Raw genomic sequence first — 14,240 nt, 5'->3', positions numbered from 1 at the left:
GAATTTCCATGCATTGCCCGGCACTTATGCATGAATTCACACAACCATCATACTTTAGTCGTTGCGTACACTTGTACGCTGAAGTACGGTATCAGCCATGACAGACTTGGATCCCAAAGCAATGAAAACCCCGGAAACCGTACAGACCATACATCACCAAATTGAAGAGTGGCTGAACAGTGCCACTCACGGACTGGGTGCGATTCTCAGTGTTATCGGCACCGTAGTACTGGTTGTTGCCGCCAGCCAGATGGGAGACGTCTGGAAGGTTGTCAGCTTCAGCATTTTTGGTGCGTCGCTGATCTTGCTGTACATGGCCTCAGCGCTGTATCACGGTGTCCGTCACCCGAAATGGCGAGCCACGTTCAAAACACTGGATCACTGCGCCATCTTTCTGCTGATCGCGGGTACCTACACACCGTTTCTGCTGGTTAACATGCGTGGCGCCACCGGCTGGACGCTGTTTGCGATCATCTGGTCCCTGGCCATCACCGGCGTCGTGCTCAAGGTGATTTTCAAGAACCGCTTCAAACTGGCGCGAGTGGGCATTTACATAGCGATGGGCTGGCTGATCACCTTTGCTTCATCAGATCTGGTGGCCAACCTGAGTGAAACGGCCCTGTACCTGACCATAGCCGGTGGCGTGGCTTATACCGCCGGCGTCATTTTTTACCTGGCCGACCGCGTTCCCTACATGCATGCCGTGTGGCACCTGTTTGTAATCGGCGGCAGCGCACTGCATTTCAGTGCCATATACTACGGCGTGCTTCCCCACGCTGCCTGATCAGAAAGCCCAGACCATAGCCATCAGGATACCCCAGGCAAGCAGGGATGCCGCCATCACGGTGTAGGTGGCGGACATAGCCACAACATCGTTGCCGGGCCGATGGCACAGGGACCGGACTCCCTGATAAATGAGGGCGCAGGACAGGAACATACCCACCACCACGGCGGCGACACTTACCGCCAGCACCGGCACCAGCAGCGCCACGGAAGACAACCACAACGGTATGGGTGCAACGGTGGCCAGCAGGTAGGAATCCTGATAACTGATTTCCATCTTGTGCCCATCAATAACGGCACGAATAAGCCATCCCATGACGAAAAACGTCAACAATTCCGCCAGGAACAGAATGGTCGTTATGAAGCGCCATTCCTTGTCAGCAAATCCGGGTATAAAACTGTCGCCATAGTGGGTGCCCGCATAATAAAGCAATACAGGCGGCAAAAATGACAGTGGTACAACCACCACCCAAGCAAGAAAGGGTATCGAGAAATCCTGACGCTTAAGTTCCAGCCACACACCATTGCCGGAGAATGGCAAACGAAACAGTTGTGAAATCGTCATGATGCCCCCCTCATTTCTTATGGTGATACCTTTATTTAGTAGTTGGGCTCACCTTTATGGTCAAGGACACCCCATGACCTCAGACAAGCGCCCCGGCCCCGATTTGCCGTAACCAACACCGCCGGAAATGATTGGCTACCTCTACTGCGCCGGGAACCAGGCTGCCTACTCCATTGGGCGTATCACCTCCGCAACAACCTGTTTTTAAAGGATTATAAACAGCATTTTCCCGGGTTCTGGTCAGCCGAAAATACCAGGATCGTCTGGTCAATCCCGTCCTTGATATTTGTCACGATCCCTACCCGCCTTCCGTTTGCAAAATGGCCCCATTACCTGACTGCCACCGTTGTCGTGGCTAGGGGTCTGCAACTCAAGGAGCAGCTATCATGGCAAAAACCAATGCTGACATCGCAACCTGGGATGTCGAGAATGAAGAATTCTGGGAGGAGGAGGGCAAGCAGGTTGCCTCCCGCAATTTGTGGATCTCCATCCCCAGCCTGCTGGTCGGCTTCGCTGTCTGGCTGATGTGGGGGATGATCACCACCCAGATGAAAAATCTGGGCTTTCCTTTCACGGTCGAACAACTGTTCACTCTCACTGCCATTGCGGGGCTTTCCGGCGCCACCCTGCGGATTCCCGCCTCCTTCATGATCAAGATTGCCGGCGGTCGGAATACGGTGTTCCTGACCACGACCCTGCTGATGATCCCCGCCCTGGGCACCGGTATCGCTCTGATGAATCCGGACACACCGTTCATCGTGTTCCAGGCATTGGCGCTGTTATCCGGCATTGGCGGCGGTAATTTTGCCTGCTCCATGAGCAACATCAGCTCGTTCTTTCCGAAGAGCAAACAGGGCTATGGACTGGGCATGAATGCCGGGCTCGGTAACTTCGGCGTCACCACCATGCAAATCCTGATTCCCCTCGTGATGACGGTCGGCGTTTTTGGCGCTGTGGCAGGCGGACCAATGGAACTGCAAAGTCCGAGCGGCACCCTGATCGGGCGAATCGAGGCCGGCACCGAGACCTGGATTCAGAATGCGGGCTTTATCTGGTTGATCTTCCTGATTCCCCTGGCTTTGGCGGGCTGGTTCGGCATGAACAATCTGCGCACCATTACCCCGAGCCCCGGCAACCCGGCTTCGGCATTCGGTAAAATTCTCGGCCTGTACGGGGTTGGCCTTGCCACGTCCGTGGTCGGCGTCTACGCGCTGGGTATCCTGAATATGTGGGTGGCGTTGCCGCTGACCATCATCCTGACACTGGTTCTCTTACGACTGATCCCGGGTGACATCAAGCCCAACATCCAGAAACAGTTCGCCATTTTCAGCAACAAACACACCTGGTCAATGACCGTACTGTACATTCTCACTTTCGGTTCATTCATCGGGTTCTCCGCTGCCCTGCCCCTTTCCATCAGCGTTATCTTCGGCAATATGATGGACGTGGCTGCGGACGGCACCGTGACCCGCATTACCAATCCTAACGCCCCCAGCGCTCTGACCTGGGCCTGGATGGGGCCATTCGTAGGCGCCCTGATCCGCCCGGTAGGTGGCTGGATTTCCGACAAGATGGGCGGTTCCATCGTCACCCAGCTCATCTCTGCTGTCATGGTGGTGGCGTCGGTGGCAACAGGCTATGTGATGATGCTGGCCTACAACTCCACCGATCCCAACGCCTACTTCCCGGTGTTCCTGATTCTGTTCATCGTGATGTTCGCCGCCAGCGGTATCGGCAACGGCTCTACCTTCCGCAGTATCGGCGTAATTTTCGACCAGCAACAAAAAGGCCCGGTGCTTGGCTGGACTTCTGCCGTTGCCGCGTATGGCGCCTTCATCGCGCCCAGGGTCATGGGCCAGGAAATCCAGGCTGGCACCCCCGAATTGGCCATGTACGGATTCGCTGTGTTCTATGCGGTGTGTCTGGTGGTGAACTGGTGGTTCTATCTGCGCAAGGGGGCTTACATCAAGAACCCATAACGGATGGCGTGAACACTCAGAGCTTTGGCCGGCGCTCTCTAAAAAGCCGGCGTTCGAAACATTGTCTATCGACTGTCAAGAGGAAAGGCCATGGCCACAACCCCATCAAGACCAGAGCAAAACCGGGCGCTTGGCATATCCACATTTGCCTTCACCCTGTGTTTCGCTGTCTGGACCATCTTTTCTATCATCGGCATCAAAATCAGCCAGGATTTCAACCTGTCGGATACTCAGCTTGGCCTGTTGATGGCCACGCCGATCCTCACCGGATCCATCAGCCGGCTGTTCCTGGGAATCTGGACGGACCGCTATGGTGGCCGCTGGGTGTTTGGTGTGTTGATGCTGACGACGTCCCTGTGCGTCTATCTGCTGACCTTCGCCAACAGCTATCTGATGTTGCTGATTGGGGCTCTGGGAGTGGGCCTGGCGGGCGGTTCTTTCATCGTGGGCGTAACCTACACCGCCGCCTGGTTTGAACGGGAACGTCAGGGTACGGCACTGGGTATTTTCGGAGCTGGTAACGTGGGCGCCGCAGTCACAAACTTTGGTGCACCGTTCCTGCTGGTGGCTCTCGGTTGGCAGGGTACAGCCCAGGTTTACGCCACGGTACTTGCCATCATGGGCGTTCTGTTCATCATCCTGGCCAAGGAAGATCCCCTCGCCGCCGAGCGTGCCCAGAGCCAGTCCCGTTCCTTCCTGGAGCAGATGAAGCCGCTGAAAGAGCTTCGGGTGTGGCGCTTCGCGCTCTACTACTTCTTCGTGTTCGGCGCCTTTGTAGCCCTGGCTCTCTGGCTGCCTCACTACCTGATCGGGGTGTACGGCCTGAATGTGAAAACGGCCGGCATGATCGCCGCGCTCTATACCATCCCTGCGTCACTGTTCCGCGTTCTTGGCGGTTGGATGTCGGATCACTTCGGGGCCCGTCGCGTCATGTACTGGACATTCATGGCGTCTGTGGTGTGCACGTTCCTGCTCAGCTATCCGCCGACCGAGTACGTGGTACAGGGTATAAACGGCGACATTCGCTTCTTCCTGGAGATCAGTCTGGTTCCGTTTGTAGCACTCATTTTTATACTTGGCTTCTTCATGTCACTGGGCAAGGCCGCTGTGTACAAGCATATTCCGGTCTACTACCCCAATCACGTCGGCGCCGTTGGTGGCGTTGTCGGGATGATTGGCGGTCTTGGCGGTTTCCTTCTGCCTCTGACCTTCGGCATCCTCAATGACATCACCGGGGTATGGCAAAGCAGCTTCATGCTGATGTTCGTGATCGTGACGGCAGCACTGGCCTGGATGCACTACGCCATCCGTTCTGCCGAGCGGGTGGAATGGGCAGCCCATGAGACCAAGACCGATCTGCCGGAGCTGGCCTCGCCACAGCTGTTCTACCCGCTTAACCGACCGGCCAGAAAGGATTCCCAGACCGCAGCAAACGGCCACGCGCCACTGAAGTAACAGCATCACTTGCGCTATCTTCGCCCCCGCTTGCCGGGGGCTTTTTTCTATATAATGGAAGGATTTCAAGCGTCGGGAGCGAAACATGGCGAAGTGGCTGGTAAAAACCGAACCGTCTGAATGCAGCATTGATGACTTTGCGAAGGCAGAACACCAGACCATTCCCTGGGATGGCGTACGCAATTACCAGGCCCGGAATTTTCTGGCGGAGATGGCGGAGGGAGACGAGGTTTTCATCTACCATTCCAGCTGCAAACACATTGGTGTCGCCGGTATCGTCAGGGTGGTCCACAGTGCCTACCCGGATCCAACCCAGTTTGATTCCGACTCACCCTACTACGATGAAAAAAGTACAAGAGAGAAGCCCCGCTGGCAGGCAGTGGATATGACCTACGTGAGGAAGCTGGAGCGGTTGATCCCCCTGGATGAGATCAAGTCCATGCCCGGTCTGGAAGGTCTGCCGCTGATCAGACGCGGCAATCGGCTATCGGTTATGCCGGTTACCGATGAGCACTGGCACATTATTCTTTCCAGTGTCTGAACAGACAATGAGCTACCCAATTCGGCCTTTGAGCTTTAGAATTCGGGCTCCGCGAATTACCTGGAGCCACTGACGCCCATGTCGTCCGAATTGAGTCCAACCACCGGTTTTGAACAACTGCGTCGCATCGAAACCAGCAAGGTTTTCCAGGGCGCAGTCATCGCCATCATTATTCTGTCTGCCCTGACCATTGGCGCCAAGACCTATGATATGCCGCCCCTGGTCGAGCAGGTCCTGAGTGTTCTCGACAATGCCATCACACTGTTCTTCCTGATCGAGATTCTCTTCCGTTTCAGTGTCTGTGCTGACAAGAAACGGTTCCTCCTCGATGGCTGGAACCTGTTCGACACGCTGGTGGTCATTGGCAGCCTGGTACCGCTGGATAATTCCGAAGCCGTGCTGCTGGGCCGTCTGTTGCGGGTTTTCCGGGTACTGCGCCTGGTTTCCGTGGTACCGGAACTTCGGTTCCTGATCAACTCACTGCTCAAGGCCATCCCGCGCATGGGCTACATCGCCCTGCTGATGTTTATCATCTTCTATATCTACGCCGCCATGGGATCGATGTTCTTCGCCAATGTGGACGAAAATCTCTGGGGAGATGTGGCCATTGCCATGCTCACGCTGTTCCGGGTCGCCACATTTGAGGACTGGACGGATGTGATGTACGCGACCATGGAGCAGTACCCGCTGAGCTGGATCTACTATCTGACCTTTATCTTCCTGACCGCGTTTGTATTCCTGAATATGATGATTGGGGCCATCCTGGAAGTCATGAGTGAAGAACAGAATGCCAAGCAGGCCCAGCAAGCCCACGACGAGCGGGATGAAATTGCCCGTCAGCTCAAGGCTGTGCAGCAGCAGCTACAGGAGCTGACCCGGGAAGTATCGGAGAATTCGAGGGGCCGGTAGCCCCTAGTGTCCCGCGTTCAGAACGGTTTGGTCATGGCCAGGTGGAAGATGGCCATGACCTGAACCAGTGCCAGAACCGATGCCACCAGGCGGACCTGCAGGCCGGCGGTCTGCTTCATTGCGAACACCCCCGCCACAATGTAGCCCACCAGCAGGAAGATCTTTGCCGTCAGCCATCCGTGAACAAACGGCATCCAGGGCGTGACAAACAACAGACTGATAGCGGCCACCAGCAGAATCGTGTCGTTGGCGTGAGGAATCCAGCGTAATGGCGTTTGTCGCCAGTCAGGCTTGCCCACCGCATCCAGCAACAGCCGCAAGGCGAACAGAGTGACAGTGAGATACGCCGTGGTCATGTGAATCTGTTTCAGGATCAGGTAGGCACTCATACTTCATTCCGTTGTCAATCAAAGTGATAGCGGCATTGTACGCAAAGATACCGCCAACTGGGTATATCTTTCCTAATTAACATTCATGCAGAATGACTCTTATAAATGGACCACCAGTGGAGTCATACCCATGCAGGCCACCTCAACGTCCGCCCTCGGCGGGATCAACAGGGTCAGCCAACTCTTCAGCTACCCTTTCCGCATCTTCTTCCTGTCAATGACGGTGCTGGCACTATTCGCCATCCCTGCCTGGGTACTGCAGGTCAGCGGGGCCATTCAACTCCCACTGGCCATGCCGGGACTGCTCTGGCACCAGCACGAAATGCTGTTTGGTTTCCTGTCTGCGGCAATTGCAGGCTTTCTGCTCACGGCAGTCTGCGTGTGGACACAAACCGAACGCACCCATGGCATTCGCCTGGCCCTGCTCTGGGGCGTCTGGCTGGCGGGCCGTTTGCTGCTGGCCCTCGGCGCAGATCTGCCCGGCTGGCTGGTGCAGGGAGTCAACCTGGCGTTTCTGCCGCTGGTTATGGTGGATGCCGGCTGGCGTATCTGGCGGGCCAGACAGAAACGGCAACTGATGATCCTGGTGGTTCTGGCCTTGTTGTGGTTTATGCAAATCGGTTTCGTCACTCGGTTGGATCCCGCCTTCAGTTACGGCGCACTGATCGTTGCCATGACGTTGATCAGCATCATCGGAGGCCGCATTACCCCCGCGTTCTCTACCGGATGGCTGCGCCAGCGCGGACTGGATAGCGCTGCGGTCAAGACCATACCTGCCCTGGATATCGCGACCCTGCTCAGCATGGTCCTGTTGCTGGTTTCACTGGTTACAGGCTGGCAGACAGTCACTGCAATCCTCGCCATAATGGCCGCCGCATTAATGCTGGCTCGTCTGGCTGGCTGGAAAGGCTGGCTGGTCAGGAAAGAGCCGCTGCTCTGGATTCTGCACCTGTCCATACTCTGGGTGCCCGTCGCCCTCGTCTTGCTGGCCGGGTCCATACTTGCTGGCTGGCCGGCGGCAGCCTGGACCCATGCCGCCGGCACAGGCGCGGTTGGCGGTCTGATTCTGGGCGTGATCGCGCGGGTCTCCCTGGGGCATACCGGGCGGCCGCTGGTGCTGCCAAAAGGTATGGTGGTCGCGTTCATTGCCATCCATCTGGCTGCGCTGGGGCGAGTCCTGACGGCCTTCGGCATCATTCCATGGCACCCGGGCATTGGTAGCAGTACAGCACTGTGGCTATTTGCGTACGGTGTTTTCCTGATCCAGTACAGCGGAATACTCACCAGCCCCAGACCGGACGGTCGCCCGGGCTGACACTTTCGCCAACAGGGAACCGAAAAAAACGGGCCACCGTGGTGGCCCGTTTTTACATGAACGACGGGGCTGGCACCATTCAGGCAACCAGTTTTTGCTTCAATAGCTCGGAAAACACCTCTCTGGCCTCCCGGAAGCGGGGAGCCGGGAAATGAATACTGATGCCTTCCAGCGCTGCCATCAACATTTCCAGGTGGGCATCCCAGCCGGCACAGGAAATTGCCACAAGGTGGTCGTTGGGCAACGACAGCGTTAGGCTCAACAGCGTGCCTCCGTGACACTCCGTCAGCTCCCAGGTCAGCGGCCTTTCCGGGTCATTTCCAGCACTCCACGAATAGGAAAGCCGGCGTTTCGGTTCGAACGCCTTGATACAACAATCAATCGGGGTCCCGCTGTTGCCAAAGTCCAACTTGATTCGCCCCCCTTCCTCCTGCTCAAGTACCCCGGGAGCCAGCCACTGACTCAGGCAGACAGAATCCGTCAACATCCGCCAGACGGATTCGGGCGAGTGATCAATCTCCCGATGCAATCTCACACAGATCCGGTCACCATCACACCGGATATCACCGTGAATATCATGACACTCACCGGACATAGGCTTTCCCTCCCAAATCGACCGCTTATCTCAGCGTTTCACCCAACCTAACAGTGGCAGCCTAAACCGTCTTTGATGACGGTCAACGTCACCCGACACACCTGATCCTTTTTCCGGAAATCATCCACTAAAGGTCAATAGCGACTCGCCAAATAACAGCTAAAGTATCAGTAAACCATTCTGTAATAGAGAAACGGCACTATGTCCCCGGATCATTTTGATAAAGAAGAGCTGATCAAATGCGGCCACGGCAAACTCTTCCCTGGCTCCATGCGACTGCCCATTAATGAAATGCTGATGTTCGACCGCGTCACGCATATCGCAGACGATGATGGCCTGTATGGCAAGGGTAGCCTGGTAGCCGAACTCGACATCAACCCGGACCTCTGGTTCTTTAAGGTGCACTTTGTCGACGATCCCGTTATGCCCGGATGCCTGGGCCTGGACGCCATGTGGCAGTTGGTCGGTTTCTTCCTCGCTTGGGGTGGAGGTGAAGGCAAGGGACGCGCTCTCGGTGCTGGTGAAGTGAAATTTACCGGTCAGGTGCTACCCAGCGCCAAAAAGGTAACCTACCGCCTGGATCTCAAACGCGTGATCAGGCGCAAACTGACCATGGCCATTGCCGATGGCCGTATGGAAGTGGATGGCAGGGAAATCTATACCGCGAAAGACCTGCGGGTAGGCATGTTCACATCCACCGATGATTTTTAGGAGCTAACGAGATGCGTCGCGTCGTAATTACCGGCATGGGGATTGTCTCCAGCCTTGGTACCAACCAGAAAGAAGTGACCCAATCCCTGAAGGAATCCCGTCCGGGCATCGGGTTTAGCGAAGAAGCGCGGGATAATGGCCTGCGCAGTCATGTCTGTGGCCAGATCAACCTGAACCTGCCGGAACTGATCGACCGCAAGTTGTGGCGCTTCATGTGCCCGGCTTCCGGCTATACCTATCTGGCGATGAAGGAGGCCATCGAACAGTCTGGTCTGACCGACGAGCACATCAAGGCTGATACCACGGGTATTATTTTTGGTCAGGGCGGCGCCTCGACGGTCGAACTTCTGGACGCCATTGATACCCATCGTGACCGCGGTATCCGCCGCGTCGGCCCCTACCGCGTGCCGCGTACCATGGGCAGTGCCATCAACGCCTCCATCGCGACTGGCTTTGGCATCCGCGGCATCAACTACGGCATTACCTCTGCCTGTGCCACCAGTGCGCACTCCATTGGCCACGCCGCGGATCTGATTGCCCTGGGCCGTCAGGATGTGATGTTTGCTGGCGGCGGCGAGGATATCCACTGGACCCTGAGCCTGCTGTTTGATGCCATGGGTGCGCTGTCCACCAAGTACAATGACACCCCGGAACTGGCCTCCCGCACCTACGACACAGACCGGGACGGCTTTGTCATCTCCGGCGGTGGCGGAGTTCTGGCCCTTGAAGCGCTCGAACACGCCGAGGCGCGCGGCGCCAACATCCTCGCCGAAATCGTCGGCTTTGGAGCCACCTCCGACGGCGCCGACATGGTCGCCCCGAGCGGCGAAGGTGCCGTGCGCTGCATGAAGCACGCCATGAAGAACGTGGAAGGCGAAATCAGCTACGTGAATACCCACGGCACCAGCACCCCCGCCGGTGACGTGACCGAGCTGAAAGCCCTTAAGGAAACCTTTGGCGACAAGATACCACCACTGAGCTCCACCAAACCCCTGTGTGGGCATGCCCTGGGTGCAGCCGGTGTCCATGAGGCAATCTACAGCCTGATCATGCTACGGGAAGGCTTTATTGCACCGTCCGCCAACATCCAGAGTCTGGACGAAGGTGCTGAAGGCTACCCTATCGTGCGTGAGCGCATGGATAACCAGAATCTGGATCTGGTCATGAGCAACAGCTTCGGTTTTGGTGGCACCAACGCCTCGCTGGTGTTCAGGAAAGTCTGATTGAGCGGTATTCGGCCGGGGAAGTGCCCATCCAGCGCTTGAACGCCCGACTGAAGGCACTCAGTTCAGAGAAACCAAGCTGCTCGGCAATTTCCACCAGTGGCTTGGTTTTGTCCTGCATATAAGACAACGCCTGTTTGCGGCGAACGTCCTCCAGCAGACGCGCGAAAGTCAGCCCCTCTCTCTTCAGTTTCTTGTGCAGGGTATAGCGGCTCATGTGCAGCTGCGACGCCACGGCCTCAACCCCCACCTTACCGCGTGTCAGTTGCACACTGATCAGCGAACTCACTCTTGAACTGAGGGTCGCCCGCCCTACCTCCGTCCTCAGAGGCTGTGATGACATTCGTTGTTCCTCCTAACCTGGGCTATGGCCCGATATGCCAATAACAAACAGCGTACACATGTTAGCCGAAAACAATCAATACGACCTTTGAGCAGGATCAAGGGAATGAAATTTCCGTTAAGGCAGAATGTCCGGCCAAACCGCCCCTGGAGCTCCCATGAATATCCCGGAACTACTCGCCCCCGCAGGCACTCCCGAGCATCTTGATACCGCCTTTGCCTACGGAGCAGACGCTGTATACGCCGGTCAGCCCCGCTATTCTCTGAGAGTACGCAATAACAGTTTCAGGGACGTTGCCGCTCTGGGCACGGGAATTGAGAGGGCTCACCAACTGGGCAAACAGTTTTATCTGGTGTCCAACATCGCGCCCCACAACGACAAGGTACGAAGCTATCTGCGCGATCTGGAACCGGTCATCGCGCATAAACCGGACGCCCTGATCATGTCCGATCCGGGCCTGATCATGCAGGTACGGGAAAAGTGGCCAGAGCAGCCCATTCACCTGTCAGTACAGGCAAATGCCGTCAACTGGGCCACGGTGGAGTTCTGGCGGCGCCAGGGCATCAGCCGCGTGATCCTGTCGCGGGAACTGGCCCTCAACGAGATACGTGAAATCCGCGAGAAAGTGCCGCAAATGGAACTGGAGGTATTCGTGCACGGCGCGCTGTGCATGGCCTACTCCGGCCGCTGCCTGCTGTCCGGTTACATGAACCACCGCGACGCCAACCAGGGCGCCTGCACCAACGCCTGCCGCTGGAACTACAAGGAAGTGCAGCACACCCATGACCATACCGGCGACCTGATCGCCAGCTCCGCCAACAATGGCATTCAGGAAGTGGAGCCAACAGAAATCCTGCTGGAAGAACCCAATCGCTCCGGCAGCTTCATACCCGCCTACGAGGATGAACACGGCACCTACATCATGAACTCCAAAGACCTGCGCGCCGTCCAGCACGTCGCGGCACTGGCGAAAATGGGGGTGCACTCCCTGAAAATCGAAGGCCGCACCAAAAGCACCTACTACGTCGCCCGCACCACCCAGGTCTACCGCCGGGCCATCGACGACGCGGTGAACGGCAAGTCCTTCGACATTAACCTGATGAACCAACTCGAAGCCCTCTCCAACCGCGGCTACACCGAAGGCTTCCTGCGCCGCCACCTACCCCGGGAATACCAGACCTATGAACAGGGCTCTTCTTTCCTGGGCACCCAGCAGGTTGTCGGAACCATCGCCGACACGGACGACCGGTGGCTGACCATCGACGTCAAAAACAAATTCGCCCCCGGCGATCACCTGGAACTGATCACGCCTGCGGGCAACATTCGATTCTCTGCCGATGCGATGGAAAACCGGAATGGCGAGGCTATGGACTGCGCGCCCGGCAGCGGCCATTTCGTTCGCATTCCCAAGCCCGCGCAAATCCCGGCATCACTTGATCACAGCTACCTCACCCGAATCCTGCCCACCGGAGAATAGCAATTAGTCTGAGGCCTCGGGCGGGCCTGCCTCCCAAAACCCTGTCTTGCCAGGGATGGCAAGACGGAGCCCCCATGGATGGGTTCACGGCGTGTTTTGGGAGGCAGGCCCGCCCGAGGCCTTCCCCCTATCCAATTCAGCCCTGAAAACGGCCAGACTATCGCCCCGATTGCCTGTCCCTTAGTGCCCCAGGGGCCGATTAAGGTATAATCACCCCGAGTCCAATTTAATACCTGACTATTTTACTGTGGTATTGTATAATCGCTCGCCAGAAGCAACGGATCCGCCCTTTAACACTGCCCCAGAGCGGCAGACGGGCTAGAGAAATCCGTCATCCAAAAACCGATTGCAGGGCGTACTCACAGGATGAGCGACCACTGCAACACCCAAACTGATGACATCCGCCCGTCAGACCAACAACGCGACTGGCGGCGACACCAAGGGCCACAAGCCCACGATGAGAGAATACGGAGCGACGATCATGGCGACCACCGACCAAGAGGTGAACGAGCTGATCAAACGGGAATACGAACACGGATTCGTAACAGACATCGAATCCGATACCTTCGAGCCCGGACTGAATGAAGACGTTATCGCCCGCCTTTCCGGGATCAAGAAAGAGCCGGAGTGGATGCTGGAGTGGCGCCTGAAAGCCTACCGTCGCTGGCTTGAAATGGACGAGCCGGACTGGGCTCATGTGGGTTATCCCAAGGTGGATTACAATTCCATCTCCTACTACTCCGCGCCCAAGCGCAAAGAAGACATGCCCCAGAGCCTGGACGAAGTGGATCCGGAACTGCTGAAAACCTATGAAAAACTGGGAATTCCGCTGCACGAGCGTGAAAAGCTGGCTGGCGTTGCCGTTGATGCCGTATTTGACTCGGTATCCGTCGCCACCACCTTCAAAGAACCGCTGGCCAAAGCCGGGGTGATTTTCTGCTCCATTTCCGAAGCCATCCAGGATTATCCGGAACTGGTGCAGAAGTATCTGGGCTCGGTCGTGCCCCACGGCGACAACTTCTTCGCCGCTCTGAATTCGGCGGTGTTCTCCGACGGCACCTTCGTATACGTGCCCAAGGGCGTACGCTGCCCCATGGAGCTGTCCACCTACTTCCGCATTAACGCGGCTAACACCGGTCAGTTCGAACGCACGCTGATCATTGCTGAAGACAGCAGCTACGTCAGCTACCTCGAAGGTTGCACCGCGCCGATGCGCGACGAAAACCAGCTGCACGCCGCGGTTGTGGAACTGGTTGCCCTGGACGATGCCCAGATCAAGTACTCAACCGTTCAGAACTGGTATCCCGGGGATGAAAACGGCAAGGGCGGCATCTTCAACTTCGTGACCAAGCGCGGTGCCTGCATCGGCAAAAACTCCAAGATCTCCTGGACCCAGGTTGAAACCGGCTCCGCGGTGACCTGGAAGTACCCGAGCTGCGTGCTGCGTGGTGATAACAGTGTTGGCGAGTTCTACTCGGTGGCGCTGACTCACAACCATCAGCAGGCCGACACCGGCACCAAGATGATTCACCTGGGCAAGAACACCTCCAGCACCATCATCTCCAAAGGCATCTCCGCCGGTAAAAGCTCCAACGCCTACCGCGGCCTGGTAAAATTCGGCCCCGGCGCGGAAGGCGCCCGCAACTTTACCCAGTGTGATTCGCTGCTGATCGGCGACCGCTGCGGTGCCCACACGTTCCCGTACATCGAGAGCAAGAACAAGTCCGCCATCGTCGAGCACGAGGCCACCACCTCCAAGGTCAGCGACGAGCAGATGTTCCTCTGCCGTCAGCGTGGTATCGACCCGGAGCAGGCGGTCTCCATGATCGTGAACGGCTTCTGTAAAGAAGTGTTCAAAGAGCTCCCTATGGAATTTGCGGTAGAAGCCGGCAAGCTGCTTGAAGTGAGCCTTGAAGGTTCCGTTGGTTAACAGCAGCCCGCACGCACCGGCAGAT

Annotated in this window: 14 protein-coding genes; 10 read left to right on the top strand and 4 right to left on the bottom strand. The window is 57.0% G+C overall.

Translation table 11 applies throughout. From position 1 onward, the window contains the following. The first annotated feature begins 97 nt into the window (after positions 1 to 97). Positions 98 to 784 (top strand): hemolysin III family protein, encoded by a 687-nt coding sequence (locus Q0Y21_RS01810; protein WP_297790973.1) that lies wholly within the window; start codon positions 98 to 100, stop codon positions 782 to 784. On the opposite strand, the gene Q0Y21_RS01805 is transcribed toward Q0Y21_RS01810, so the two are convergent. Next, the gene (locus tag Q0Y21_RS01805; RefSeq protein WP_297790971.1) at positions 785 to 1,348 is read right to left on the bottom strand and encodes a YIP1 family protein; all 564 of its coding nucleotides are present in this window, start codon (positions 1,346 to 1,348) and stop codon (positions 785 to 787) included. 386 nt (positions 1,349 to 1,734) lie between these two features. Between Q0Y21_RS01805 and Q0Y21_RS01800 the strand changes: the two genes are divergently transcribed. The 4 genes from Q0Y21_RS01800 to Q0Y21_RS01785 all read left to right on the top strand — a co-directional run bounded on the left by Q0Y21_RS01800 (position 1,735) and on the right by Q0Y21_RS01785 (position 6,232). Beyond that, positions 1,735 to 3,327, top strand: coding sequence for an antiporter (locus tag Q0Y21_RS01800; RefSeq protein ID WP_297790970.1), 1,593 nt, complete (start codon positions 1,735 to 1,737; stop codon positions 3,325 to 3,327). A 90-nt stretch (positions 3,328 to 3,417) separates the two neighbouring features. Then, positions 3,418 to 4,782, top strand: a complete 1,365-nt coding sequence (locus Q0Y21_RS01795) for a nitrate/nitrite transporter (protein WP_297790968.1) — start codon at positions 3,418 to 3,420, stop codon at positions 4,780 to 4,782. An 85-nt stretch (positions 4,783 to 4,867) separates the two neighbouring features. Beyond that, positions 4,868 to 5,323 (top strand): EVE domain-containing protein, encoded by a 456-nt coding sequence (locus tag Q0Y21_RS01790; protein ID WP_297790966.1) that lies wholly within the window; start codon positions 4,868 to 4,870, stop codon positions 5,321 to 5,323. Positions 5,324 to 5,401: 78 nt separating this feature from the next. Then, positions 5,402 to 6,232 (top strand): ion transporter, encoded by an 831-nt coding sequence (locus Q0Y21_RS01785; RefSeq protein WP_297790964.1) that lies wholly within the window; start codon positions 5,402 to 5,404, stop codon positions 6,230 to 6,232. Between the two features lie 17 nt (positions 6,233 to 6,249). Here the strand turns inward: Q0Y21_RS01785 and Q0Y21_RS01780 are convergent, their stop codons facing one another. Further along, positions 6,250 to 6,621: a SirB2 family protein gene (locus Q0Y21_RS01780; RefSeq protein WP_297790962.1), complete on the bottom strand. Its 372-nt coding sequence runs from the start codon at positions 6,619 to 6,621 to the stop codon at positions 6,250 to 6,252. 130 nt (positions 6,622 to 6,751) lie between these two features. On the opposite strand from Q0Y21_RS01780, the gene Q0Y21_RS01775 reads away from it, so the two are divergent. After that, positions 6,752 to 7,936, top strand: coding sequence for an NnrS family protein (locus tag Q0Y21_RS01775; RefSeq protein WP_297790960.1), 1,185 nt, complete (start codon positions 6,752 to 6,754; stop codon positions 7,934 to 7,936). Between the two features lie 79 nt (positions 7,937 to 8,015). Here Q0Y21_RS01775 and Q0Y21_RS01770 read toward each other — a convergent pair whose 3' ends face one another. Continuing rightward, positions 8,016 to 8,531, bottom strand: coding sequence for an SRPBCC domain-containing protein (locus Q0Y21_RS01770; protein ID WP_297790958.1), 516 nt, complete (start codon positions 8,529 to 8,531; stop codon positions 8,016 to 8,018). A gap of 201 nt (positions 8,532 to 8,732) precedes the next feature. On the opposite strand from Q0Y21_RS01770, the gene fabA reads away from it, so the two are divergent. Both fabA and fabB read left to right on the top strand, forming a co-directional pair. Beyond that, the gene (gene fabA, locus Q0Y21_RS01765) at positions 8,733 to 9,242 is read left to right on the top strand and encodes a bifunctional 3-hydroxydecanoyl-ACP dehydratase/trans-2-decenoyl-ACP isomerase (protein ID WP_297790955.1); all 510 of its coding nucleotides are present in this window, start codon (positions 8,733 to 8,735) and stop codon (positions 9,240 to 9,242) included. An 11-nt stretch (positions 9,243 to 9,253) separates the two neighbouring features. Continuing rightward, complete coding sequence (gene fabB / locus Q0Y21_RS01760; RefSeq protein ID WP_297790954.1) at positions 9,254 to 10,465, top strand: beta-ketoacyl-ACP synthase I; 1,212 nt, start codon at positions 9,254 to 9,256, stop codon at positions 10,463 to 10,465. On the opposite strand, the gene Q0Y21_RS01755 is transcribed toward fabB, so the two are convergent. Next, the gene (locus Q0Y21_RS01755) at positions 10,452 to 10,808 is read right to left on the bottom strand and encodes a helix-turn-helix transcriptional regulator (protein ID WP_297790952.1); all 357 of its coding nucleotides are present in this window, start codon (positions 10,806 to 10,808) and stop codon (positions 10,452 to 10,454) included. The two genes, fabB and Q0Y21_RS01755, sit on opposite strands and share 14 nt — an antisense overlap. 157 nt (positions 10,809 to 10,965) lie before the next feature. On the opposite strand from Q0Y21_RS01755, the gene yegQ reads away from it, so the two are divergent. After that, the gene (gene yegQ, locus Q0Y21_RS01750) at positions 10,966 to 12,285 is read left to right on the top strand and encodes a tRNA 5-hydroxyuridine modification protein YegQ (RefSeq protein WP_297790950.1); all 1,320 of its coding nucleotides are present in this window, start codon (positions 10,966 to 10,968) and stop codon (positions 12,283 to 12,285) included. Positions 12,286 to 12,766: 481 nt separating this feature from the next. Continuing rightward, positions 12,767 to 14,215: a Fe-S cluster assembly protein SufB gene (gene sufB / locus Q0Y21_RS01745; RefSeq protein ID WP_297792469.1), complete on the top strand. Its 1,449-nt coding sequence runs from the start codon at positions 12,767 to 12,769 to the stop codon at positions 14,213 to 14,215. The last annotated feature ends 25 nt before the right edge of the window (positions 14,216 to 14,240 follow it).

Origin of the sequence: uncultured Marinobacter sp. (genome assembly GCF_947259545.1) — a bacterium.
Lineage (GTDB): Bacteria > Pseudomonadota > Gammaproteobacteria > Pseudomonadales > Oleiphilaceae > Marinobacter.
The sequence above is the reverse complement of the archived record's forward strand: the minus strand, read 5'-3'. Positions and strand labels throughout refer to the sequence as shown.

Excerpts from the sequence above, each read along its gene's own strand:
- Q0Y21_RS01810 (WP_297790973.1), top strand. The coding sequence starts at position 98 with ATGACAGACTTGGATCCCAAAGCAATGAAAACCCCGGAAACCGTACAG.
- fabB (WP_297790954.1), top strand. The coding sequence starts at position 9,254 with ATGCGTCGCGTCGTAATTACCGGCATGGGGATTGTCTCCAGCCTTGGT.
- Q0Y21_RS01785 (WP_297790964.1), top strand. The coding sequence starts at position 5,402 with ATGTCGTCCGAATTGAGTCCAACCACCGGTTTTGAACAACTGCGTCGC.
- Q0Y21_RS01755 (WP_297790952.1), bottom strand. The coding sequence starts at position 10,808 with ATGTCATCACAGCCTCTGAGGACGGAGGTAGGGCGGGCGACCCTCAGT.
- Q0Y21_RS01805 (WP_297790971.1), bottom strand. The coding sequence starts at position 1,348 with ATGACGATTTCACAACTGTTTCGTTTGCCATTCTCCGGCAATGGTGTG.
- Q0Y21_RS01795 (WP_297790968.1), top strand. The coding sequence starts at position 3,418 with ATGGCCACAACCCCATCAAGACCAGAGCAAAACCGGGCGCTTGGCATA.
- Q0Y21_RS01770 (WP_297790958.1), bottom strand. The coding sequence starts at position 8,531 with ATGTCCGGTGAGTGTCATGATATTCACGGTGATATCCGGTGTGATGGT.
- Q0Y21_RS01790 (WP_297790966.1), top strand. The coding sequence starts at position 4,868 with ATGGCGAAGTGGCTGGTAAAAACCGAACCGTCTGAATGCAGCATTGAT.
- Q0Y21_RS01775 (WP_297790960.1), top strand. The coding sequence starts at position 6,752 with ATGCAGGCCACCTCAACGTCCGCCCTCGGCGGGATCAACAGGGTCAGC.
- sufB (WP_297792469.1), top strand. The coding sequence starts at position 12,767 with ATGGCGACCACCGACCAAGAGGTGAACGAGCTGATCAAACGGGAATAC.
- Q0Y21_RS01780 (WP_297790962.1), bottom strand. The coding sequence starts at position 6,621 with ATGAGTGCCTACCTGATCCTGAAACAGATTCACATGACCACGGCGTAT.
- Q0Y21_RS01800 (WP_297790970.1), top strand. The coding sequence starts at position 1,735 with ATGGCAAAAACCAATGCTGACATCGCAACCTGGGATGTCGAGAATGAA.
- fabA (WP_297790955.1), top strand. The coding sequence starts at position 8,733 with ATGTCCCCGGATCATTTTGATAAAGAAGAGCTGATCAAATGCGGCCAC.
- yegQ (WP_297790950.1), top strand. The coding sequence starts at position 10,966 with ATGAATATCCCGGAACTACTCGCCCCCGCAGGCACTCCCGAGCATCTT.